This is a genomic window from Neobacillus oceani, from assembly GCF_046237595.1.
In the GTDB taxonomy this organism is placed as follows: domain Bacteria; phylum Bacillota; class Bacilli; order Bacillales; family Cytobacillaceae; genus Bacillus_D; species Bacillus_D oceani.
In genome coordinates, this window is record NZ_CP143543.1 from 3,946,427 (window position 1) to 3,969,945 (window position 23,519).

Annotated in this window: 23 protein-coding genes, 1 pseudogene and 1 riboswitch; of the genes and pseudogenes, 5 read left to right on the forward strand and 19 right to left on the reverse strand. The window is 49.2% G+C overall.

What is annotated here, in order from left to right; translation table 11 throughout:
- Nucleotides 1-31: 31 nt before the first annotated feature.
- Both V1499_RS20060 and V1499_RS20065 read right to left on the reverse strand, forming a co-directional pair.
- Nucleotides 32-1,564 (reverse strand): flotillin family protein, encoded by a 1,533-nt coding sequence (locus tag V1499_RS20060; RefSeq protein WP_409272001.1) that lies wholly within the window; start codon nt 1,562-1,564, stop codon nt 32-34.
- A gap of 11 nt (nt 1,565-1,575) precedes the next feature.
- Nucleotides 1,576-2,118 carry a hypothetical protein gene (locus V1499_RS20065; protein ID WP_409272003.1) on the reverse strand — a complete coding sequence of 181 codons (543 nt, stop codon included), beginning with the start codon at nt 2,116-2,118 and terminating at the stop codon, nt 1,576-1,578.
- A 195-nt stretch (nt 2,119-2,313) separates the two neighbouring features.
- On the opposite strand from V1499_RS20065, the gene V1499_RS20070 reads away from it, so the two are divergent.
- The gene (locus V1499_RS20070; protein WP_409272005.1) at nt 2,314-2,448 is read left to right on the forward strand and encodes a hypothetical protein; all 135 of its coding nucleotides are present in this window, start codon (nt 2,314-2,316) and stop codon (nt 2,446-2,448) included.
- Nucleotides 2,449-2,591: 143 nt separating this feature from the next.
- Here the strand turns inward: V1499_RS20070 and V1499_RS20075 are convergent, their stop codons facing one another.
- The 12 genes from V1499_RS20075 to V1499_RS20130 form a co-directional block, all read right to left on the reverse strand.
- Entirely contained in the window at nt 2,592-2,969 is a 378-nt protein-coding gene (locus V1499_RS20075; protein ID WP_409272007.1) for a hypothetical protein, read from the reverse strand.
- A gap of 476 nt (nt 2,970-3,445) precedes the next feature.
- Nucleotides 3,446-4,186: an amino acid ABC transporter ATP-binding protein gene (locus V1499_RS20080; protein WP_409276346.1), complete on the reverse strand. Its 741-nt coding sequence runs from the start codon at nt 4,184-4,186 to the stop codon at nt 3,446-3,448.
- 99 nt (nt 4,187-4,285) lie between these two features.
- Complete coding sequence (locus V1499_RS20085; RefSeq protein WP_409272009.1) at nt 4,286-4,984, reverse strand: amino acid ABC transporter permease; 699 nt, start codon at nt 4,982-4,984, stop codon at nt 4,286-4,288.
- A complete protein-coding gene (locus V1499_RS20090) occupies nt 4,971-5,801 on the reverse strand; it encodes an amino acid ABC transporter substrate-binding protein (RefSeq protein WP_409276347.1) in 831 nt (276 codons plus the stop codon). Before V1499_RS20090 ends, V1499_RS20085 begins: the two co-directional genes overlap by 14 nt.
- A 422-nt stretch (nt 5,802-6,223) precedes the next feature.
- Entirely contained in the window at nt 6,224-7,651 is a 1,428-nt protein-coding gene (locus tag V1499_RS20095) for an amino acid permease (RefSeq protein ID WP_409272011.1), read from the reverse strand.
- Between the two features lie 156 nt (nt 7,652-7,807).
- A riboswitch (Lysine riboswitch) is annotated at nt 7,808-7,983 on the reverse strand.
- A gap of 136 nt (nt 7,984-8,119) precedes the next feature.
- Entirely contained in the window at nt 8,120-9,322 is a 1,203-nt protein-coding gene (locus V1499_RS20100; protein ID WP_409272013.1) for an MASE3 domain-containing protein, read from the reverse strand.
- A 289-nt stretch (nt 9,323-9,611) separates the two neighbouring features.
- Nucleotides 9,612-9,788 carry a hypothetical protein gene (locus V1499_RS20105; RefSeq protein ID WP_409272015.1) on the reverse strand — a complete coding sequence of 59 codons (177 nt, stop codon included), beginning with the start codon at nt 9,786-9,788 and terminating at the stop codon, nt 9,612-9,614.
- 71 nt (nt 9,789-9,859) lie between these two features.
- Nucleotides 9,860-10,135 (reverse strand): hypothetical protein, encoded by a 276-nt coding sequence (locus V1499_RS20110; protein WP_409272016.1) that lies wholly within the window; start codon nt 10,133-10,135, stop codon nt 9,860-9,862.
- 214 nt (nt 10,136-10,349) lie between these two features.
- Nucleotides 10,350-11,174 carry an ammonia-dependent NAD(+) synthetase gene (nadE, locus tag V1499_RS20115; protein ID WP_409272018.1) on the reverse strand — a complete coding sequence of 275 codons (825 nt, stop codon included), beginning with the start codon at nt 11,172-11,174 and terminating at the stop codon, nt 10,350-10,352.
- Between the two features lie 255 nt (nt 11,175-11,429).
- On the reverse strand, nt 11,430-12,941 hold the full coding sequence (gene cls / locus V1499_RS20120; protein ID WP_409272020.1) for a cardiolipin synthase: 1,512 nt from the start codon (nt 12,939-12,941) through the stop codon (nt 11,430-11,432).
- A 115-nt stretch (nt 12,942-13,056) separates the two neighbouring features.
- The gene (locus V1499_RS20125) at nt 13,057-13,374 is read right to left on the reverse strand and encodes a hypothetical protein (protein WP_409272022.1); all 318 of its coding nucleotides are present in this window, start codon (nt 13,372-13,374) and stop codon (nt 13,057-13,059) included.
- Nucleotides 13,375-13,641: 267 nt separating this feature from the next.
- On the reverse strand, nt 13,642-14,664 hold the full coding sequence (locus V1499_RS20130) for a ThiF family adenylyltransferase (RefSeq protein WP_409272024.1): 1,023 nt from the start codon (nt 14,662-14,664) through the stop codon (nt 13,642-13,644).
- A gap of 174 nt (nt 14,665-14,838) precedes the next feature.
- On the opposite strand from V1499_RS20130, the gene V1499_RS20135 reads away from it, so the two are divergent.
- On the forward strand, nt 14,839-16,680 hold the full coding sequence (locus V1499_RS20135; RefSeq protein ID WP_409272025.1) for an aldehyde ferredoxin oxidoreductase family protein: 1,842 nt from the start codon (nt 14,839-14,841) through the stop codon (nt 16,678-16,680).
- A 115-nt stretch (nt 16,681-16,795) separates the two neighbouring features.
- Nucleotides 16,796-17,506, forward strand: coding sequence for a methyltransferase domain-containing protein (locus V1499_RS20140; RefSeq protein ID WP_409272028.1), 711 nt, complete (start codon nt 16,796-16,798; stop codon nt 17,504-17,506).
- A 455-nt stretch (nt 17,507-17,961) separates the two neighbouring features.
- Here V1499_RS20140 and V1499_RS20145 read toward each other — a convergent pair whose 3' ends face one another.
- The 5 genes from V1499_RS20145 to V1499_RS20165 form a co-directional block, all read right to left on the reverse strand.
- Nucleotides 17,962-18,852, reverse strand: coding sequence for a DMT family transporter (locus V1499_RS20145; RefSeq protein ID WP_409272029.1), 891 nt, complete (start codon nt 18,850-18,852; stop codon nt 17,962-17,964).
- Between the two features lie 269 nt (nt 18,853-19,121).
- Nucleotides 19,122-20,054 carry a nucleoside hydrolase gene (locus V1499_RS20150; RefSeq protein WP_409272031.1) on the reverse strand — a complete coding sequence of 311 codons (933 nt, stop codon included), beginning with the start codon at nt 20,052-20,054 and terminating at the stop codon, nt 19,122-19,124.
- On the reverse strand, nt 20,051-21,013 hold the full coding sequence (locus V1499_RS20155) for a nucleoside hydrolase (RefSeq protein WP_409272033.1): 963 nt from the start codon (nt 21,011-21,013) through the stop codon (nt 20,051-20,053). Before V1499_RS20155 ends, V1499_RS20150 begins: the two co-directional genes overlap by 4 nt.
- A 475-nt stretch (nt 21,014-21,488) precedes the next feature.
- Nucleotides 21,489-21,764: a hypothetical protein gene (locus V1499_RS20160; RefSeq protein ID WP_409272035.1), complete on the reverse strand. Its 276-nt coding sequence runs from the start codon at nt 21,762-21,764 to the stop codon at nt 21,489-21,491.
- Nucleotide 21,765: 1 nt separating this feature from the next.
- Complete coding sequence (locus tag V1499_RS20165) at nt 21,766-22,038, reverse strand: ubiquitin-like small modifier protein 1 (RefSeq protein WP_409272037.1); 273 nt, start codon at nt 22,036-22,038, stop codon at nt 21,766-21,768.
- A 133-nt stretch (nt 22,039-22,171) separates the two neighbouring features.
- On the opposite strand from V1499_RS20165, the gene V1499_RS20170 reads away from it, so the two are divergent.
- Together V1499_RS20170 and V1499_RS20175 are read left to right on the forward strand one after the other, a co-directional pair.
- Nucleotides 22,172-22,651 (forward strand): GNAT family N-acetyltransferase, encoded by a 480-nt coding sequence (locus V1499_RS20170; RefSeq protein ID WP_409272039.1) that lies wholly within the window; start codon nt 22,172-22,174, stop codon nt 22,649-22,651.
- 484 nt (nt 22,652-23,135) lie between these two features.
- Nucleotides 23,136-23,429 (forward strand): annotated as a pseudogene (locus V1499_RS20175) (helix-turn-helix domain-containing protein); the annotation flags it as partial.
- Between the last annotated feature and the right edge of the window lie 90 nt (nt 23,430-23,519).

The window sequence follows — 23,519 nt, forward strand, 5'->3', positions numbered from 1 at the left end:
GAATGGCTTTTCGATTATCTATTCTATGCACTTACATCTGAACTGGTTCCTTTTGGCTTTGGCTCTCTTCCTTGGCAGCATGCTCGATTATATTTTGGCGAAGGCTGTTTTTACCGGCATAGCTTTCAATCAGTTCCTTCAAGTCAATGCCGCTAGACGCTTTCAAGGTTTCCTGGAGTCCGGCCATCAGGTTCGTGGCATAGCCTGTTACCCGATTCGCGCCGCTGTTCGCACCGCCACCGCCAGTATCAACGATGGAAATCTTATCGATGTTCGCAAGTGGAGCTGCGACCTGCTTCGCGTATTCAGGAAGCATCTTCATGATCATATCCATAACGGCTGCCTCGCCGAACTGTTCGAACGCTTCGGCGATCTTCTGCTTCGCTTCAGCTTCCGCAAGACCTTTCAGGCGGATGATTTCCGCATCGGATTCACCCTGTGCCCTGACTGCGTCAGCCTTTGCAAGACCGTCGAGGCGGATGCGCTCCGCTTCTGCTTTTGCCATTGCTTCAATCCGGTATTTGTTCGCTTCGGCTTCAGCTATCTGCTTTGCCTTTTCAGCGGCAGCAGCTTGCTCAACGGAGTAACGGTCGGCGTCTGCCTTCTTCTTGACTTCTGAATCGTACTGGCGCTCACGGCGGAGGATTTCTTTTTCTTCAAGCTCGATTTGCTTCTGGCGCTCTATGATCTTGATTTGCATTTCCTGCTCGGTAACCTGCTGCTTTGAGCGGGCTGTTTCAAGGTCGTATGCCTGGTCGGCACGGGCTTTCGCGCTGTCCTGTTCGGCGCGGAATTCCGCGACCTTCAGCTGGTTGATTTTTTCAGCTTCAGCGATTTCAGTTGCACGCTCAAGCTCGGCGCGTTTCGCTTCCTTCGCGGCTTCTGCCCTTTTGACGCGTGTTTCCATTTCCGCTTCGGCTGTCGCGATATCGGCATCTCGTTTCACCTGAGCGATTCGCGGTTTACCAAGCGAGTCCAGGTAGCCGTTTTTATCACGGACATCCTTAATTGTGAAAGAAACAATCACGAGACCCATTTTTGCAAGGTCCTGGGAAGCGACACGCTGGACTTCCTGCGAGAACTTGTCACGGTTTTTATAAATCTCTTCAACAGTCATCGAACCGAGGATGGAGCGGAGATGCCCCTCAAGGACTTCCTTCGCTTCGTTCTCGCGGTCTGCCGTCGCTTTACCGAGAAACTGCTCGGCCGCGGTCGCGATTTCGGAAATCGATCCGCCAATTTTAATGATCGCGACGCCGTCCGCCATTACTGGAACGCCTTGCTCTGTGTATACTTCCGGAGTCGTAACCTCAAGCTTGCTCGACAAAAGGCTCAGCGGCTGGGACTGCTGGAATACCGGCAGAATAAATGTACCGCCACCGCGAATAATCTTAATTTTATTTCCCGACTCATCGACGTGGACATTCCGATTGCCAAGCATGCTCCCAGTTACAATCAGCGCCTCATCCGGGCCGGCCGTCTTATATTTTGTTACGAAAACAGCAAGAAGCGCTACTACAATAAATACCGCTATTCCTATTGCAATCAACGTCAAATCAATCATTCAATCTCCTCCTAAATCCACTCTTGTTCTAATTTTTCTTTTACTGCGACTTGAAGCACTCCGTTGGCCGTATCGACAACCAGTACATCCTCGCCGGAACCGATTTCGGTGCCGTCATAGCTTGAAGCCGGCTTGGAAATCCTCCCGCTGATACTGTCAATCATCACTTCGCCGTACCCGTTCACAGGTATGGACGTAATCACTTTTCCAATCCGGCCCCGCAAATCGGACTCGTTGTAGGAAAGCGACGCCTCTGCCTGGGAAAGCGGCACAAGGACGAACACATTCAGCAAGGTAACGAGGATTGCGGAAATTCCTGCGGAAACCAAAAGAATCACCAGTGACGAAATAGCCGTCACTTTTTCCAAAATAAACCCACCAGCCGACAAAAAGGTAATAAATGAAAATAAAAGGACGGGATTTAAAAAATCAAGACTGTCCAACAGGCCTGACAGCAGATCGCTAAACAGCACATAAATCAACGTCAACGCACCAGCTATGATCAGACTGTACAGGTAAATCGTTTCTATCGGGATGCCATTAATCGTTTCCATTCAATCACCCCCGTTTAGTGTCTTCCCTTTTATTTTACAGTAAGGTATACGGCGATTGACAGGTAAAGTTTCAATTTCTGCAATAATTGTAAAAATTTTTATACTATTTGGTAAAGCTCTATGCCGTTTGCCCTATTCCCAAATAGGGTATAGGGAATTTAACGCAACGAATACATTCAAGGGGAGTGCAACGCGATGGAACCTATCGACCATTTGGCATGGGTCGTGCCAACAGTACTGAGCATCTCCTTCGTCGCTTCATTAATAGCGGTTTCGAAAAAGCCGACTTACCTGACCGACAAACTCAAAAGGCGGAATTACCATAAGTAAACCTGGCATTTTTCTAACGAAAGGCTGTCTATTTCTTAAAACGAGTATATTGGCAATCTATCATGTTATTCAAAAAAGCTTGAGGATACCTCAAGCTTTTTTAGTAAAACTGCCTTTCCCGACAGAACTTCTTTTTAAAATATCTATTCCAGATCCTTCGCGAACTCAAATTTCGTATCAATATCCCAATAACCGATTACAATGTTTCCTTTAAATAAATAAAAGGCATGCTCCACCTTTTCCTCTTCATTTTCAAAAATCAGGAATCCGTAAGGCAGGTAATCGTAGGTGAATCCCGTTTTGCGCAGAAACCTCCTCGGGCTGTCATTGATCCGGTCAATGATTTCCTCGATTGCTGCTTTATTTGTAATAATCGCAACCGTTTTATCCATTTTTGTAATCGTCAGTTTATCATAATCTCCATCTATGATGTTGTAATGGTACGCCGCAATGACCATTATCAAGAAAATGCTCGCTAGAAAAGCAATAATGGTAAGCGAAAGCTTCTTCCACCTCACCACCTAGCCCCACCTTTCTATCCTTTTTTCTACTATTTTATCACCGTTTTCCTTTAATTTAGGAAAAACATTGAAAAATTACCAGGTTTAGAAGTTGGGAAATATTTTCGGAATATTGAGATAAAGGAAAATCAACATAAAAACAGGGCGAATAAATGAAAAAATGCGGTGAATTCTTTAAGAAATGGGGTGAATAAATCAAGAAGAAGCCAAGCCAACATCGTTACAGACGTTTTTTTGCAAAAAAACCCCAGCGTGGGGTACCATTCATAGTCATCTTCTTTAAATTCTAGCATCTGTCGTTATCTTTGGATGTGGACATCGCCCAAATCAAAAGGATAATGCCAAAACATCCAAAAACCGCACAAAAAACAGCCCGATTGCAACAATCGGACTGTTATTAGTAAACTTCTCCGGAATCGAGGAGCCCGGCTGGGACAAAAACTCCGCATAAATACGCATGGCACCTACTAACCCACTTATTCCGGCCGAATAAGGTTGAGGAATTGCCTCGTTCGTTCGTGTTTTGGGTTGATGAAGAAGTTTTCGGGGTGGCCGCGCTCGACGACGACGCCTTTGTCCATGAAGATGACTTCGTTGGCGGCTTCGCGTGCGAAACGCATCTCGTGGGTGACGACGACCATGGTCATCCCTTCGTTCGCCAAATCCTTCATAACCTTCAACACTTCCCCAACCAGTTCGGGATCCAATGCGGATGTCGGCTCGTCGAACAACATAACCGCGGGCTCCATTGCAAGCGCCCGGGCAATGCCGACCCGCTGTTGCTGCCCGCCGGAAAGCTGGTGCGGGTAATAATCAAGCTTATCGCCAAGGCCAACCTTCTGCAGAAGCATCGCCGCTTTTTGCCTGGCGTTCTCCCTGTTTTCTCCTTTGACGGTAACCGGCCCTTCCATCACATTCCCGAGCGCCGTCATATGCGGGAAAAGATTGTAGCTTTGGAACACCATCCCGGTCAGGCGCCTGAACGAAGCGATATCCTTCTTCGGCACGCCACCCGAGAAATCAAGCGTTTGCCCGGCGATCGAAATTCTTCCCTTTGTCGGCGTCTCAAGAACATTGAGGCAGCGGAGAAGTGTTGTTTTACCCGAACCGGACGGGCCGATGACAACGACGACCTTCCCCTTCTCGACTTCCAGGTCAATACCCTTCAAAACCTCCAGCTCGCCGAACTGCTTATATAAACCATTAATCGAAATCATCGGCGCCCCGGACCCGGCACCGCCATCGGAAATAACACCGGAACCTTGAAGGCCAACCGATCCATTCACAGTACTCATCTAACAGTCCCCCCTTCCCATCTATTTAACATACCGGTCAAACCTTGCTTCCAGCTTGCCCTGGAAGATGGAAAGGATGAAACAGACAACCCAGTAAAGCAGGGCTGCTTCCAGGTAAAGCAGCAAAAACTCATAGTTCGTCGACGCAATCTCCTGCGCGCGGCGGAACATTTCAGTCACTAGAATCATCGCCGCAAGCGACGTGTCTTTTACAAGGCTGATGAACGAGTTCGACAATGGCGGAACCGATACCCTCGCCGCCTGTGGCAAAATGACTCTCTTCAAAAGCTGCGGATAGGTCATCCCGATCGAATAACCCGCTTCCCACTGCCCCATTGGAATCGACAGGATCGCAGCGCGGATGATTTCCGAAGCATACGCTCCAACACTAAGCGAAAAACCGATAACCGCCGCCGGGAACGGATCGATAACGATTCCGACAGTCGGCAGCCCGTAAAACAGGATGAACAACTGTACCAAAAGCGGCGTGCCGCGAATCGCGGATACATAGAAACGCGCGATGCCCCGGAGCACCTTCACTTGGGAAATCCGCGCGAGCGCCGTTAAAATGGCCAAAATCAGCCCCAACGCGAAAGAAATTAGCGTCAAAGGAATGGTATTGGCAATAAGTCCTTCCAGCAAAGGCTGGAAAGAGTTTTTCGCAATTGTCACTAACCTGTCCATCCGGGCAGGGTCTGTGAAAATACTACTTAAGTACATTCTCACCAAACCATTTCTTTGAGATTTCGTCGTACGTACCGTCGTCAATCATTTCTTTAAGAGCCTTGTTCACTTCATCCACAAGTGTCTGGCTGTCCTTGCGGAACATGAGTCCGCTCTTTGAAACATCGCTTTCCGTCGCAACGACTTTTACTTTCGCCTCAGGACGGTTCTTTTTAAAATCAAGGAACGCAATCTTGTCATTGATCGTCACATCAACCCGCTTCGAGTTCAAAAGCTCGACCGCCTGGTTAAAGCCCTCAACGCCAACAATTTCCGCACCGTATTTCCTAGCGATGTCGGCATAATTACTTGTCATCGACTGAGCAGACTTAAGCCCCTTAATATCCTCAAACTTGGTCACTTTGTCATTGTCTTCACGCGTAATCAGGACGGCCGCGGAAGTAATGTAAGGCTCGGAGAACAAGTACTTCTCCTGGCGGTCCGGACGGATACCGACCTGGTTGGCAATCATGTCAAAACGCTTCGCATCAAGCCCAGCGAAAATCGCATCCCACTGCGTTTCAAGGAATTCAACCTCCACGCCAAGCCGCTTTCCGACCTCCTCGGCAATTTCAACGTCAAAGCCAGTCAGCTTGCCCTTATCATCGTGGAACGTAAACGGAGGGTATGTACCTTCCGTACCGACAACAAGTTTGCCTTCATCCTTCACCTTGGAAAGAACATCATTCCCGCCAGTCTTCTTTTCTTCATTATTCGTATTGTTATTAGCATTATTTTTGTCGTTCGTACCACACGCAGCAACCACCAGCACAAGGCTTAGCATGAGTGCAAACAGAATCGATAACTTCTTCAACATTAATACCCCCTAATTCTTATTGGTTTGGTCAACATTAAACATCATAGTACAGGAACGCCAGCCATGTCAAAGATTAATTTCTGTATATTTTACCCTGCCTTTTGCAGATTAATCGTTTTCTTGAGGGATATGTTGGAAAGCTATCCGAATTCTTTCTAAAGACGCCTTTTGGAAAATTGGCCACCCGGGCCAAGCAGGCAGAATGTTTATGTAAATCTTCTCCCCACCTCTGTTTTTTCCTTTACTATAAATATTTTAAAAAACCGCCTGGGAACCCCCAAGCGGTTTAAGTTGTTTCTATAAATCTTTTTGCGGCACAGGATAGGATCTTACCTCGCCCAGGTATTGATCAATGCGCTTGGATAAGCCCATCTTTCAATGGAACTTGAGAAGTTAAAGCTAACTTTTGTTGATTACCCTTAAACCGCAGGTCTCTTTTTAACAGACCTGTTTCCAGCATTCGCCCTCCAGAGCGGCCCGTAAAAGAAAATTCCGCTTGCAATGAGTAGCATCCCAAAGGTGAATGTTTTCAGGTCGGCTGTCCCGCCAATGATGACCCAAGTAGAATAAATCGTCGACATCGCAGCAATGATTCCATCGGTCGCACGCGATTTGTCACCTAGGTATGTTTCCCCAGTCACAACTAGCTTAAGCTGGTATAGTGAAGCGATGAAGTAAGGAACGAGATACGACAGGGTCGCAATGAAAATAACAAAACCGAACGCCTTCGAAATGGAGTTCGAAATCGTCGAGAAAATGAACAGCTGACCAAGTCCGTTTGTAATGATCATCGAACGGACTGGAATACCTTTTTTATTTTCCTTTAGGAACCACGGCAGGAAAAGCCCTTGCTTTGCAGCCTGGAACGGGATTTCCGCACTCAGCATTACCCAGCCAAGCGTCGAGCCGACTAGGCTGATCAAGCCAATTGCGGCGAGCGCCTGGCCACCAGCCGGTCCGAGCACCTTGGTAATCGCGTCGATAAGCGGCTTGTCGGAAGCAATGAGTTCTCCCTGGCTGAGCATGCCCATAACAAGGATGGAGATACCGATGTAAAGCGCGAGTGCGATGAGCAAGCCCAGGATGGAAGCCCGTTTTACATCGATTTGTTTTTTCGCCCTTGATGAAAAGACAACAGCGGATTCAACGCCGATGAATGCCCAAAGTGTTGACAGGGCGGCTGAATTCACCTGGCCAAGCAAACCGATCGTCTGTCCGCTACCGTCGACCCGTGGAGCGGTGAGCGGCAAGATGTTTGTTTTACTGAATGCGAATAAACCAACAATAATGAATAGAATAAAACCAATAACCTTCGCAGCGGTGGCAGCGAAATTCAGCTTTCCGGCGTTCTCAATTCCGCGAAGGATGATGGCATGGGTAGACCAAAGCATCACCGTGCAGACGATAAACGTCATACCGTTGCCGACCTTTACGGTTAATCCGCCAATCGAAAACCATTCCGCCTGGCTCGTCAAAATCGGGAAGAACGTTGACAGGTAGCCCGCGAACGTCGTAATAATCGCAATATTCCCGGCAAGGTTCCCAATCCAGTAGCCCCAAGTCGCCATGAAGCCTGACAGCGTCGAAGCCTGAGTGCCCGGCCTGAACAATTCCTTCGCATATATTTGCGGCCCACCCTTTAGCTCCGGCTTCCGAATCGCTAGGTTTCCGAACACAAGGACCGTCATCATGACCCCGAATCCGGTCAACCCCCACGCCATCATCACGCCTGCCGGACTTGCCGCCTCAGATAGCGAGCGCGGCAGCATGAAAATGCCGGATCCAACCATATTTCCAACGACAAGTGCCGTCAATATCCATAAACCAAGTTTCCCTTGTTTATTCATCTATGATGTCTCCTCTCTTCGTTGTTGAAAGTGAAGCATTGCGCCATCCCCTCCTCCACTTTTCTGAAAGGTGGCGGAGTAAACGGAAGCATCTGCTTCAAAAACAGGCAGAAAAAAACACCCCTGATACGGAGTGTATTTGTGCCGCATCAGACAAAACGGGATAGTTCACCATAGTTTCCCATGGCAGTCCTGCACCTATTCGGATACAGTCCCAGCTGACGCAGTCAGTGACCTGCGGCGCTTCGGCGGTCATTCCTTTCATCCGGCCTCCCCGGGGTGCCTGCCCCTCTTCCGAATTACTCCTAATACCCGCGACCTCTACCTCATCTCGCTGATGAGGAATCTATATATTTGAATTATGTGATGTTTTTTTAGCCTTACCTAGGATAAAGCCTCGCAGGGGGTTTGTCAACCTGTTCCGCGCAACGCCCAGCCCGGGTGGCCAATTTTCCACAAAGCCGTCAATCATAGTGTTTTCAAGGCTTTCCCTTTCCTGGCAACTGCCGATTGTGGCCTCTCGCGGGCTCCATAATGGACGAAATTGGAAACATCGACGGCGGTGCCCGCAATTTCCTCGACCTTCCCGCCTTTTACGATTGGTACGAGGGAAATGGCGAAATGGCTTTTTTTAATATTGGCCAGAAATGTCTGTTTGGCGCCGGTTTCCCAGCATTCGTGGCAGTAGTCGAGTGCATCGCCTTCCATTGGAGGCATCAGGTCTTCAACGTCGGTGCCAGTGATTGCGGACGGCTTGAGCCCATTCTCGCGGAGCAGGCCGCCTTCCATATAAGTAAACATGAAGCGCCCTTCTTTTTTCATAATCGAGAAAAGGGCCCCTGGGATTTGCTTTACAACGGTATTTTCATCTGGCACAGGTTCCTTTTTCTTCAGAAGCAGGAAAACGCCTTTCAGGATGAAATAATAACCGAGCACCTTGAAAATGTGGCCTGTAAAATTATCGAGGTCGAATACACTTTGGTAGACGGTGAAGATCATCTCCGACAGGAACAGAAGTGTAAAGGCGAGCGCGAGATTTAGGTGTGTGGTGCATTTTTCAAGATAATAATGGTGCAGGCAGACGACGAGTGACAGAAAATGCAGGAAGCTGATGAAGTACTCAAGGCCATTTTTAAGAGGAGTGGTCCCTTGCCCTTCGACAACAAGGACGGGAAGGCTCTTTTCAAAGATGAAAACAATTGCCATGATTGCAAGTCCGAGCATGATTGCGGCGCTGAGAACCGGCTTCCGCAAATCCCGTCTCACCAGCTTGTCCGGCATCAGCATCACTACCAGCATCAGGATAGCCTCGACCATCCGCGCAACAATCCAGAAACCAGTTGCTTTCGCCACGGAGCTCTCGGTTAGGAAGTAGGGCATACCTTTAAAGGTCACCGTGTGGAGGAGATCAACCATTCCCACTGTGGAAAAAATGAAAAGAATGAGCAGCAGCCTTACAGAGCGATTCCGGTCTAACACTCTCCAGCTGTACAAGACAATTACGAACGAAATCATAATACTGAAAAACTCAAGCAGTGCGTGGAACGATACATAGTTCACCGGGTTGTAAACCTGGACTAGCTGCGGGTGGAAAACATGGATTCCCATAAGAGTGATGATCGCCCCGGCCACCCATGCAAGAAAACGTCCTTCCGTCATCGTGTTCCTCACCTGACTCCCCCCTTCCAAGCCAATTTTCTCCATTATAAAATCAATACAGGTGCTTTGGCGGTGGTGAATATAGCAGATTTATGAAAATTTATGCAACACTTTGTGGCTTGGCGACATGCGGGGAAGGGGATGGGGCTCTTTGGGCCGAGCCTGGCCCTGATTACTATGGGTGCGGACTCTCTCGTACCGAAAAGCCGGCTTAATCTTAGGCGCAATCGGTTTCCAAAAAGCTGTCTGAATGACTGGCGCCTTCGGACACAGGAATACCGACGCCTTGTTCCTCTGCAAATCACTCCCCAAGCACCCCACGGATTCCGTCAATCAGCTCGTACTTCTGCTCCTCGGTATGAATGGCGGTATGGCCGAATTTCGGCATCGACAAGTACATGCCGTCACCAACCTCTTGGACGGCAAATAGGTACATTTGTCCCTTTCTCAAAAGTTCGTCATTTTCGAATTTCAGCAAATAAAGCTTGCCGCCTTCCTTGAAATACCCGCCGTTCTGGATGACTGTAATACCGCCAAGCAGGGCTCCCTTTATATTTTTTGCGTGACACGCACCTCAAAAAAAGTGGCGGGATTTCCCGCATGGGAACCGCGGCCTTTTTCCTCAAGGACCTCACCAATGAATATCCGGTCAACTCCTTCAACAAGCGTTTTCGTATCCGAAAAATCTTTTTCGAACTCGTACGTTCTGTTGACTGTTTCCGCCGAACTTTTAAAATCGAGCAGCATCGTATACTGTTTTACATAAAAAAGGCCAGCAGCCACTACAAAAAACAGGAGCAGCAAAATCCAACTCTGCTTTCTCATCCCGCACCTCATTCCGGACAAAATATCTTCCTTCAATTATAAAGGTTTCCCGGATTCGCATCTGTGAAAATTCAAAGAAACCTGAAACGGCATAGGCCTTAAACCAAGCTTCAGCCCCCTTCCCATACAAAAAACACAGCCCCGATAAAAATGGACTGTGTTCCAGTAATTTACAATTGTGGCCTGCTAAACCAAGCCGCACCTTAACAAAAATTTACTTCTTCCACCATTCACTATACGGATTGGCCGGCATATGCCGCTTATGCTCTGAAATGATGAAGCGCTGCTCGATTTTCTTGGCGTTCTCTTCGGAAATCTGCTTGCCTTCCAGATAATCATCGATGACATCGTACGAAATCCCGAGCTCAGTCTCGTCCGCCTGCAGCGGGACATGGTCAAGCAAATCGGCAGTCGGCTCCTTTAAGTACAGCCGCTCAACAGCGCCAAGCTCCTTCATCAGCGCACGGCCCTGCCGCTTGTTCAGGCCAGTCAGCGGGAACACATCCGCTCCCCCATCGCCAAACTTTGTGAAAAATCCGGTAACCGCCTCGGCCGCGTGATCCGTTCCGATAACAAGCAATCCGTTCATGCCCGCATATGCATACTGCGCTATCATCCGCATCCGAGCCTTCACGTTCCCTTTTTGGAAGTCAGCGAGCACCTGGCCCTCCCCTGCACGCTCGTACTCCGCCTTCACCGCATCGACGGCATCCTGAATGTTAAAGGTAAACTCCTCGTCCGCTTTAATAAAATCAAGCGCAAGCTGCGCATCGTCTTCATCCTTCTGAATTCCATAAGGAAGGCGCACGGCAATGAATTTGGCAGTGTAGCCCTCTTCGCGAAGCTCCTCGGCCGCAAGCTGTGCGAGCCGTCCCGCAAGCGTTGAATCCTGGCCGCCGCTAATCCCGAGCACGAACCCTTTTGCCTTAGCCTTCTTGCAATACTCCTTCAAAAAGCCAATCCGCTTCTTAATTTCCTCCTTCGGATCGATCTCCGGCTTCACATTCAATTCCGCGATAATACGCTCCTGCATACTCAACGCAAATCCCTCCTAGCCTAAATTACACTTTACTTCACTCTTCAGGGACACATTGAGCCCTAGTCGCTGTAACAAGCTCCAATCCGAGTACGAACCTCATCAATTACGTTGCGACTCCGAGTATACATTAAAGACATCTGTCCCTAAAGATCCGATTGATCATCAATTTATTTTAACCCTTCTTGGAAAAATGTCCAAACAAACAAAGGGTACGTTCCCTGTTGGCCAAGCTTTCACTATCTCTGCCACAACACTCTATAGAACCCCCGAGAACAAACGGGCGAATGATTCTTTCAGCCGGTTCCACAACCCGCGTTTATAAAAGTCGACGGCGCCAATTTTCTCGCTTTCCTTCATATCCTCTTCAAAATGGGCAACAAGGTCGCGGATCGAACTCGTCCCGTACAGGAACACGTTCACCTCGAAATTCAGGTGGAAGCTCCGCATGTCCATATTCGCCGTCCCGATCGAGGCAAGATTTCCATCGACAATGATGACCTTCTGATGGAGGAAACCTTTTTTATACGAATAAATTTCTGCGCCACTGCGGAGCAGCTCAGGAAAATAGGACCGCGTCGCATACTGCGTCAGGAAGCTGTCGTTGATTTCCGGCACCAAAATCCTGACCTCAAGCCCTTTCGCCGCTGCAATCCTGAGCGCGGTCCGGATTGACTCGTCCGGGACGAAATAAGGCGTCGCAATCCAGATTGAATGGTTGGCCGCAGCCATCATCGCATAATAAAAATCACTCATGATCCCTTGCTGCGTATCCGGTCCACTTGGGACTACCTGAATTGCGCCATCCAGCTCCTCATCCTCAATCGGGTACTTCTCGAGCGGGAATTCATTCAGCACCTTTTCCCCGCTCACATACTCCCAATCAAGGAGGAAAATCGTTTGCAGCGTGTAAACCGCTTCACCCGTCAGCATTAGATGCGTATCGCGCCAGTAACCGATCGTTTCATCCTCACCCAAATACTCAACGCCGACATTCAAGCCGCCGACAAAACCGACTTTTCCATCAATAATTACAATTTTCCGGTGGTTCCGGAAATTGAATTTTTGGTTAAAGAACCCGAATTTCAGCGGCGAAAACGGGATGGCATTAATCCCCGCCTCCTTCATCGCCTTCAGGTCAGCCACCGACAGCGTCCTGCTCCCGGCCGCATCGAAAATGAACCGCACCTCAACACCGGATCGCGCCTTATCAATCAAAATATCTATTATTTCCTTCCCAAGCCGGTCCGACCGGAAAATATAATATTCAATATGGATATAGGACTCCGCTTTCCGCAGCCAATCCTTTAGTTCCCCGAACGTCTCTTTTCCATTTTTTAAAACAACCGACCGAGAAGCCGTGCTAATCGGCGTCTTCGCGGCCTTGCCAGCAAATCGCGAGAAATTCTCCTGGCTGCCGACGAGGAAAGTCAAATCCGGCGTAACCTCCGACCGCATCATCCTCTCCCACTGGTCCCGGTTCAGCTGCCGCTTCGACTTGAACAAATAACCCTTCAAATAAAGCTGGCCCGAATACAGGTAAAAAATATACCCAAGCAGCGGAATGAACACCAGCACATAAATCCACAACAGCGTATGCTGAGCCGAACGATTTTCAAGTATAAGCGAAAACACGCTCACTAAAATAATCCCGGCATATAACAGGCCGAACCCCAGCTTCCATAAAGGTCCCACCCTTGTAAAAAACACCATATACAAAGATATGGTCAGAACAATCACAAATATAAACTCAACTCTCCGTTTTAGCATACGCTCTCCCCAAGTCAGCCGCAGCGAAATTCACTTCCATTACTCTATACCCTTCTCCTTTTGAGAAAAAAACATCCCTAGCCCAGGCACCCTGTCAATCCAGCCTGGCTTTTTATTACCAAAAATGCCAGCTATAGCAAAGGGGCAGCCGGCGGATTCCGGTGCTCGCTCCGCCGGTTGAAGGAGCAAATACCGCGAACACAGATAAACCGCCTTCGCTTACTGATAAAACGGTTGCATTTGCTAACAAACCACGTTCGTTTACTGATAAAATGGTTGCGTTTGCTGATAAACCACGTCCGTTTACTGATAAACAGCCTTTGTTTACTGATAAATCCCGTTCGTTTACTGATAAACTCCGTTCGATTGCTGATAAAACGGTTGCGTTTGCTGATAAACCGCCTTCGTTTACTGATAAACAGCCTTCATTCACTGATAAACCCCATTAGAATGCTGATAAACCATCCGCAAAAGCTGATACACGTTGCTTCGAAGCTTTTACTCTTTTGTAAACGCAAAAAGGAGGGTGCACCCCCTCCTTTGCGGCTAATTCACAAAAATCCCCAGCATGAACTTGCTGTTCTAAGTACCCGGTTTGATCTTTTTAACGCATTTGGAACTATATAATTCCCTATTTCATAATCGCCTGAAAAAATACGCTTGCCATTTCACAGGCAATCCACTGTAAATTTACCTGGCCTTAAGCCCCTGCGTACCTGGCAAAATACGATTTTGCCTCAGCCAGGTCGTTTGTGCCGTGCACCAAAACGCGTCCGTCCTTGAAAAACACCATGGTGATGCGTTCATCGGGCAAAAATTTCAGCAAAAATGGGTTCGCCGCGGTAACAGTGCCTGCTTCGCGGAGGACGCCAGCCAATTTTTCCAGCTCGACCAGGTCCTTTTTCCGCGGATTGATCTGGACGGTGTCGCGCCCGCATAACGCGGTAAAAGCGACTTGTCGGTCAGAGGAACGGTCGAGGAACTCGAATTGCCGTTGCCCACAACACGGGCAATCTGGGTTCCTCCCTTTGGAAATGTCCATTTGCATGTTCGAGTTGTACCAAATGTCGATTTGCTCGAGATTCGGGTTGTGCTCTGCTCCGACTAAAATTTTGAGTGCCTCCATCGCTTCGAACGAACCAATAATTTCGGTGACAGGCGACAGGACGCCAATCGTGTCGCACGTCTCGCCGAGGCCAGCCTGAGCGTCCGGGAACAGGCACCGGTAGCACGGCGTCTTTCCTGGTTTAATAACAGCGAACATGCCGCGCGAGCTAACTGCGCCGCCATACACCCACGGAATCCCGAATTTGACAGCTATATCGTTCACCAGGTACCGCGCTGAAAAGTTGTCGGTGCCATCGACGATAACATCAAACCCCGCCAAAAGTTCCTCCGCGTTATCCAAGTTTAAGTCGGCAATGACCGGGTCAATGGTGATTTCCGAGTTAACCGCCCTCAGCCTCTCAGCAGCGGCAACTGCCTTGGGAAGATTTTTACGCGCATCGTCCTCGGTATAAAGTGTCTGGCGTTGCAGATTGGACAACTCGACCAAGTCTCGGTCAATAAGCCGTACATATCCCACCCCCGAACGGACAAGATGGTTGGCGATCACTGTTCCAAGCGCGCCCATCCCGACCACTGCCGCCCGGCTTTCAAGCAGCCGCTTCTGCCCTTCTTCCCCAATCGGCTTAAAAAGTATTTGGCGAGAATAACGTTCCATCCGCCAGCCTCCCTTCGTTTCGTCTTTCTTCTATTATAAAAGATAAACAGTAATTAACTAAAAATTTTAAATTATTTTTAAAATAGGAAGGAATATGCAATGCGATGAAGAATATATAACAGGTACATGCGTTTTTTTAGTTCAATCCAATCCATGTAAGGGGGCTCCAAATCAATGAAACTTGGCGGTTTCAAAAACAGGGAAGCAGTTGTTGATTTGACCAATGGAACAGTGGAGTACAGGGGCATTAATGAAGAAGATGCACGGAAGTATATCGGCGGGCGCGGCCTTGGCGTCAAGTATGTCCTTGACAACGGGCCGGAGGTGGAACCGCTCTCGGAAGAAAACATCCTCTGCATTATGACCGGGCCGGTGACAGGCTCCCGTTCCTCGATGAGCGGACGCCTTGCGGTTGTAACAAAGTCGCCGTTGACCGGAACGGTAACCGATTCCCATATGGGCGGCTGGACTGCAGCGCGCCTGAAATGGTCCGGTTTTGACAACATTATTTTCAAAGGAAAAAGCGACAAGCCGGTTTACCTCTACATAGAGGATGGCAAAGCGGAATTGCGCGATGCATCCGCCGAGTGGGGAACGTCCACACGGGCAACGGTCAAAGCGATGAAGGACCGATACGGCGCGGAAGACCTTAGCGTTATGGCAATCGGCCAGGCCGGGGAAAACACCGTCCGCTACGCATCCTTCATCAACGAGCATGACCGTTCTGCCGGCCGGGGTGGAACAGCCGCTGTTGCCGGATATAAAAAATTGAAGGCGATCGTCATCAAGGCTGCGCAAAAAGGCAATATGCCGCAGCCAGCACTTGAAAACGAGTACAAAGAGGCAAATAAAAAAGCGGTTAAAGCGATTCTTGAAGGCGGCCTGACCGCGCCGAACAAGGGCGGTTTGTCCGTATACGGTACAAACGTCCTGACAAACCTGATCAACGAGGTTGGAGCGCTTCCGACAAAGAACGCCCAGTTCACCAACTGGGACCAAGCGGAATTGCATAGCGGCGAGTATGTAAACGAGCACCTGCTTGTTGCCAACAATACATGCCACGCCTGCCCCGTCGCCTGTAAAATTGAAGTCGAAGTCAAGGACGGCAAGTACAAAACCCGGGTTGAAAGCTTCGAATTCGAATCCGCCTGGGCGCTTGGCGCGAACAGCGGCCTGAGCAACTCCGAAGCAATCGCCTACTTGATCGACTCATGCAACGAATACGGAATCGACACGATCGAGCTTGGGAATGCCTTCTCGGTCACGATGGAAGCATACGAAAAAGGCATCGTCGACGAGCAGCTTGACTGGGGCGACGCCGATAAGATGATTGAAATGACAAGGAAAATCGCCCACCGCGAAGGCTTCGGCGGCATCCTTGCCGAGGGCCCTGCCCGTGCATCCGCAATGTGGGGAGCACCTCACCTGTCAATGTCGGTCAAAGGCCAGTCAATCCCGGCATACGACCCGCGCGGCATCCAGGGGATCGGCCTTGGCTATGCGACAAGCAACCGTGGCGCCTGCCACCTGCGCGGCTATACCGTTGCATCGGAAATCGCCGGCATCCCGGAACCAACCGACCGCCTGCAGCCTGAAGGAAAGGGCGAGCTCCTGAAAATATTCCAGGACCTACTCTCCTTCTCCGACTCGATGAATATTTGTAAATTCTCATCCTTCTCCGAAAACGCCGAGCATTATGCCGAGCAGTACAGCACAATGACCGGCATCCCGATGACAGCGGAAGACGTCATGCTCGCCGGGGAACGGATTTACAATCTTGAACGCTATTACAACAACCTCGCCGGCTTCAACCGCCGTGAGGACGACTTCCTGCCGAAGCGCTTCACCGAAGAGCCGGCAACAGGAAACAGCGCCGGATCCGTCAGCCGCATGGACATCATGCTTGACGAATACTACCAGGCCCGCGGCTGGGTAGACGGCGTCGTACCGGAAGAAAAACTACGTGAACTCGGGATTCTCCCCGCCGCCGCGGAACCAGGAAGCCAGCTCGTTTAAAACAGGCGGCTACAATAAACCTGGGAATGCATCTTATTTGAAAAATAAACCAAGGCTTCTGCGCGATTTGTGCAGAAGCCTTACTTTTTCCAATAGTATCTATACGAGGTGACCAATGAAAGATAAAGTAAAAGATGTTTTTAACGGGCTTTCTGGCGCTTATGAAAAATCGGTCGACACAAACAGTTTGTACAATAGCGAATACGAACGGCCAGCCATGCTAGCGGTTTTGCCGGAGGATTTAACCGGGAAAGTAATCCTCGACGCGGGCTGCGCAGCTGGGTGGTATACGCTTCAGCTAGCTAATCGAGGCGCGAAGGTCGTGGGCATTGACTTAAGCCCCGAGATGGTCAATGCCGCCAAACGGCGTGTTGGCGACAAAGCCAAAATCTTTTGCCACGACTTGGCGGAACCCCTCCCATTCGCCAGCCAGTCATTCGATTACGTTGTCAGCTCGCTCACTCTCCACTATTTACAAGATTGGCAGCTTACCTTTAATGAATTCAACCGCGTTTTGACTCCCGGGGGCGATTTCCTGTTTTCCATTCGCCATCCGTTCGCAGATATCAAATTCCTTGAAAACCCAGACTATTTTTCAACCGAGCTGATCATCGACCAGTGGAAAAAGGATGGCAAAGTGTTCAATGTGCCATTCTACAGAAGGCCGCTGCACAAGATTTTGAACGACACTCTTGCCTTTTTTACCATAAAGGAAGTCATAGAGCCCATCCCAACGGAAACATTCAAAACCCAGAAGCCTGATGCCTTTGAAAAGCTTCTCCAGACACCACAGTTCCTAATTATTTGGGCAAAAGCGGCAAACTGAATGGAAACGACGAGTACCTCCGGAAAATGAAGATGGGTTCAAGTAGACTTGCAAGTTAAAACTCTCTTGGATCGAAGGTATGAAGACACTTTCAGAGAAGCTTCCCCGTTGAAACTGCCTTCATCGAAGATATGAAGACACTTTTGAAGCGGTTTTCCTGTTGAAACTGTCTTCATCGAGGCTATGAAGACACTTTGGGAGCAGCTTCCCCGTTGAAACTGTCTTCATCGAAGGTATGAAGACAGATTAAAGTAAACTTGCAGCTTAAAAGTGTCTTCACCAAGAAAAAAGAGGTTACTACATGAAGGACGCGCCGGGTTATCACGACCGTTTCATGGAGCTTACACAAGTGAAACGGTCCTGACAGGCAGTATCAAGACCATTTCGAATGACTTTTACAGGCGAAACGGTCGTGAAGCCGTTCCTTCCAGTAACGAATCCCTAACCCCCCGCCCCTACGCCTTTCCGGTCTCGCCATGCCGTACCTGTGACACAACAATTCCGGTAAGGATGAGCAGCATCCCGATCCACTGGACGAGGACGACCTGTTCGCCCAATATCAGATTGGAGGCGATGATGCCGATCGGCAATTCGACTGAACTCAAAATGGACGTTAGCGTTCCGCCGATTTTTGGCGCCCCGTAAGTGAACAGGACCGGGGGCAAAAGCTGGGCGAGTATCCCAAGCAGCAGTCCCCATTTCAGAACCGCGCCGAACGGGTTGATTTCCGCTAGTGGCGTAGTCACCGCGAAACCGATAAACATCAACACAAGCGTCCCGGACACCATCAGACCGTTTTTATAAAACTGCGGAATCGTTTCAGGCAGTACCGATGCGCCGACCAAGAAAATGGAATAGCACATCGCCGCGATAAATCCGAAAATCAGTCCTGGTGCGTTGAAAGCACCCGAATCAATCCCGGTTATCCGCAGTACAAGCAAGGTCCCGGTTAGGACGATCGCCACCGCAAGCCACTCATTCCGGTGAATCTTTCTTTTAAAAACAAGCATTTCAATCAGGAGCCCAATCCAAGTAAATTGGAACAGCATCACCAGTGAAACGGACGTCGGCACAAAGGCAAGGCTTTTGTAAAGTGCGAGGCTCGTTCCGCCAAGGCCGATTCCCCCGACCGCAAGCAGCTTCAAGTAGTCCCGTACCGTTACTCTCCCAAAAGAGCGCGTCACTAAAATCAAAATAATAAGTCCTATTGTTCCATAGACATATTGGCTGATTGTCAGCTCCGGGAACTCAAAGCCATCCGCATAGGCGAGCTTTACGATCGTATTCACAAATCCATATATTGAGGAAGCCAATAATACTGATAATATACCAAGCGTTCTATTCAACGTATCAACCCTTCCGACGTACTGCCCTTTACATACTCCGAGACCATTTTCCAAGGGAAAGAAAGCCGCCCCTGTGGAAAACGGAAAACCGGCTTCCGTTGAATTCCACGGGAACGGCTTCCCCGAAATTTTACCCTATTTATTAACTGCTATCCAATTGAGCTCTTGAGACTGCCTTCTGAGCCACCAGGCAACAGGGCTGGTCAATCAGGTTAAGCGGTTAGACCACTACACCATCCAATCAACCACACTGGTCAAACAACTCCCACTTAAACAACCACACTCAGAAAATGCTTCAGGAATCCATCGGCGTCGACTTCAAGCGCAACATCGACGTTCGGCGGGTTCGCCGGGATGCTTCGTAAATCCGCGATCGTCCTGCCGACCGAGTGGATCCCATCGCAATCGACCTGGATATGCATCGGTTTTGTTTTAATAAAACCAGGGTTGATGACAGCCCCTATCGCGAGCGGATCATGAAGCGCGCAGCCTTTTATGTTTGGATACATGTTCCGGTACGCATTTATGTAAAACTCCACAATATGCGCCATGAAATCGCCAAGCGGCGTTTTCTTTTGCCTCCATACCTCTAGCTGTTCCCACGGAAGGAGCGTCTGCATTGTCACATCAAGGCCGACCATTGTGACCGGAAGCCCCGAACGGAAAACATACTCGGCTGCTTCCGGATCCGCATAAATATTCGCCTCCGCTGCCGGCGTCGCATTCCCCGGCACGGTCGCGGCACCACCCATGATGACCACACGCTCGACCTTTTCAACAATCGACGGGTCCTTCATAACAGCAAGCGCAAGGTTTGCCAGGCTCGCAACAAAGACAAGGGTGATTTCATTTGGATGCTTATGAATCATCTCAATGATGAACTCGACCGAATGCTTTTCGGACGGTTTAGCTTTTGGCAATGGCAGCGAATGGTTCCCCATCCCATCGTCGCCATGGATGAACGCAGCTTTCTCCTTCAACGGAGGCCGGAACAACGGCTTTTCCGCGCCCGGACAAACCGGAATATCCTCGCGGCCTAGCAATTCAAGCAGCTGCAGTGTATTGCGGGTCGCTTCATCCACCGATGTATTCCCGAAGCTGGTCGTAATCCCGACGAGTTCACTGTCCTTAGAATTCACAGCATATGCAATCGCCAGTGCGTCATCGATACCTGTATCAACATCAAGGATAACTTTCTTCATTTTAAAACCTCCCTTTGCTTGCCGGAAACGACTTCCACGAATTCCTTGATGAAGCGCTCAGCGTCGACTTCAAGGCAGACGTCCACATTGTAGTAAGGCTTTTCCGAGCCGCGGAGGTCCGCGATGGTCGCTCCCGAGGAAAGCTGGCCCTTCGTTTCAATCGCGACGAGCATTGGTGTTGTTTTTACAAGGTCAGGATGAAGGGTTACAGCAACCGCCAACGGATCATGGAGCGGACTTCCGTCGATGCCGTCCTGCTTCTTGTACGCAACGAGCCTGAACCGGACCATCTCATCGAGCGCATCGATGAGCTCCGCGTTCGTACCATCCTTCTGGCTCACCATCCACGCCATGTCCCCTGCCGTAATTTGCGTTTGCATCGTCACATCCAGGCCGACCATTGTCAGAGGGAAGCCAGCCTCGAATACCATATTCGCAGCTTCCGGGTCACCGGCGATGTTCGCTTCCGACACCGGCGTCACATTCCCCGGCACCTTTACAGCGCCACCCATGATGACTACCTCTTTTACCTTTTTCGGAAGAGAAGGGTCCTTGGCAAGCGCCTCGGCAAGATTTGTCAGCCGGCCGACGGTAATGACCGAAATCTCGCCCGGCTCCTCATTCACCGCCCGCACAATGAAATCAGAAGCCCTCTCGTCCCCGGCCTTTGCTTTCGGCTCGGGCAGCGAAACATTCCCAATCCCATTCTCGCCGTGGACATGCACGACTGGCCCATTCCACGTCCTAAGCAACGGTTTAGAAGCACCGGCAAAAACCGGAACATCCGGCCTCCCTGTCAGCTCCGCGACCTGAAGGGTATTCTTCGTCGCCTGTTCCACACTAACATTTCCAAAGCCCGTCGTCAGGCCTTTCACTTCAACATTCGGATGCTTTAACAAATATACGATAGCAAGAGCATCATCTATGCCCGTATCAATATCCAGAATTACTTTCTTCACCACTACTCACCTGCTTTTCACTTGTTGTTTCGCGTAAACGCTTTTCTAACATAACTCAGAATATCACTTTACCAGGCGTTTCGGCTACATCCAAGTTTAACCCCGCTTTTTGTAAAAAAATCCTTTGGGCCCATGCACCTGGCGGAAACTGCACACCCCCAGTTCGGCGTCTTGAATAAGTTCAAAACGAATTTACCCGGAGAATACTGCGGAGGACTTTTAAATATACGCAAACGCTGTTTATTAGGATGGACTTTTTAAAAACGGAAACGCTGTTTACGAGTGCTTAAGTGAAAAAACCACAAACGTTGTTCACGAAAGTGGCTCAGCGGCCTATTGATTAGCATGATTTTGAGAAATAAAAAAACACCCCAAAAACCGGGTGCAACGCAAATTCTATTTAGGCACCTTGAGGCCCGCCTGATACTAAAGGTAATCTATTTTCCATTTTCCTGCAATCCCCTGAACCGTAGGCCTACCCGCCGACCCTTGTCGTTTTGTAGCGATAGCGTTTAATAAGCGCTGCAAGCTCTTCCTCTGTTTCCGCCCGGAAGCGGACCATGACGGAGTTCACCTTGAAATTCGGGGTGAAGGCAATTTCTTTTTCCGAGAGGATTTCCCCGCTCCAGCTTCCTCCTCTATACTTTTTCGGCATGTCGGATTCTCCCGTCCACACCCCGCCCAGTTCCTCGAAGTATAGTCCGAGATGGAGAAGATTGATGCCGCGGAATTCAAGAATGGTTTCAGCCATCTCAGCCGCCCGCAACCGGCGGGAACAACGCGAACTGATCCGTCTCGCTTACCGTGGTTTCCAGTCCGTCGAGATGGACGATATTTTTTCCGTTTATGTACACATGGACAAAATCCCTAAGCGTCCGTTCCGGCGTGAAAATTTCCTCTTCGATATCCGGGAACATTTCAACCATTTTCTCCAACACATCAATGACCCGGTCCCCGTCAGGCTTCACTTCAACAGTTACACCCCCGCAGATCACGCGGAGATTGGCAAACACCTTGACCTGCATGCAAACTCCCCCTTTTAACTACCATCTTAAGGGAAACACTGGTGAATGTCACCCAGAAAGCGGACAATTTGATTCCTATTCAAGGCCCACTGGATTACACTTATTTTAAAATAGTCTGCGAGGAGAGATACGCATGGCAGCGACATTCAATGTGGCTGATGGTGAAAATTGCAGTGATATTATTGCACTTTACAATGAAGTCACTTTGCATCTATACAGGAAAGGAATCAACCAATGGGACTATCCGTGGCGGGCGGATATCTTAGAAGACGCCATTGAAAGGCGTGAAGTCTTTACAGCGGGATTGGACGGAATCATCGTTGGGGCATTCTGGATTGTAAAGGCAGCCAATTTTTCAGCCTTGCAGATGGAAGAAGGTAGTCTATACCTTTCAAAGATTGCCATTCTCCCTACCTATCAGGGGCAAGGTTTAGGAAAAGAAATCGTGTCTTTCACATGTACTTTAGCGAAAACCGCCGGCAAGCCCATGTACCTCGACTGCTGGGCAGGCAACCATAAGCTCAGGGAGTTTTATACGGGGTGCGGTCTCGAATATTTGGGGGACATTCCGGAGGAAGATTATTTAATCAGTGTTTTTAAAAGCAGGCAGTGAGGTTATTGAACCCAGTGTTCTTTGGCCAATTCTGAAACTAAACTCCGAAAACCCATATTCTCTGTCAGAACCCCAGCCTCATTCGGATACCAAACTTTGTAAACTCAAGTTCTCTGTCAGAATCCCCTCCTCATTCTGACACCAAACCCCGAAAACTCTTGTTCCCTGTCCGAATCCTGCCCTCATTCGGACACCAAACCTCGAAAACTCTTATTCCCTGGCAGAATCCCCTCCTCATTCTGACACCAAACCCCGAAAACTCTTGTTCCCTGTCCGAATCCAGGCCCCTTTCGGACACTAAACTACAGAAATACCTACTCTTTGTCCATAACTTGAGTGCATGCCCCAAAAGATGGAGGCCATCCCCGATTGCTACCCCGTAACCGCATGTTATTTTCCCCAAATCAAAAAAAGGAAGGACCTGCCGCTCTGATGTGCACCCCAAAAGTTAGACGAACAAATTCTAACTTTTGGGGTGTTTTTTATGGTCAAATATGATGAGGGATTTAAGCAAAAGGTAGTAGACGCTTATTTAGCCGGTGAAGGTGGATATGCTTCCTTGGCGACTAGGTTTGGAATTCGAAGTAAAACCAATATAAGAAAATGGGTCAGTGCGTTCCATCAATTCGGGAAACAGGGCTTAATTACTAAAAAAGCATCTACGAATTATCCTGTTCAATTTAAATTAGATGTCCTAAACTATAAGGTAAGAACAGGAGATTCCCTTGAAGAGGTTGCTAGAAAATTTGGCATTACTGAACCGCCTATGATTCTTAATTGGTTGAGGAAATGGCAAAATGAAGGTATTGAAGGGCTCTCTAAATTAAAGGGGCGTCCATCCGTGTCCAACAAGCCGAAGAACAAGAAA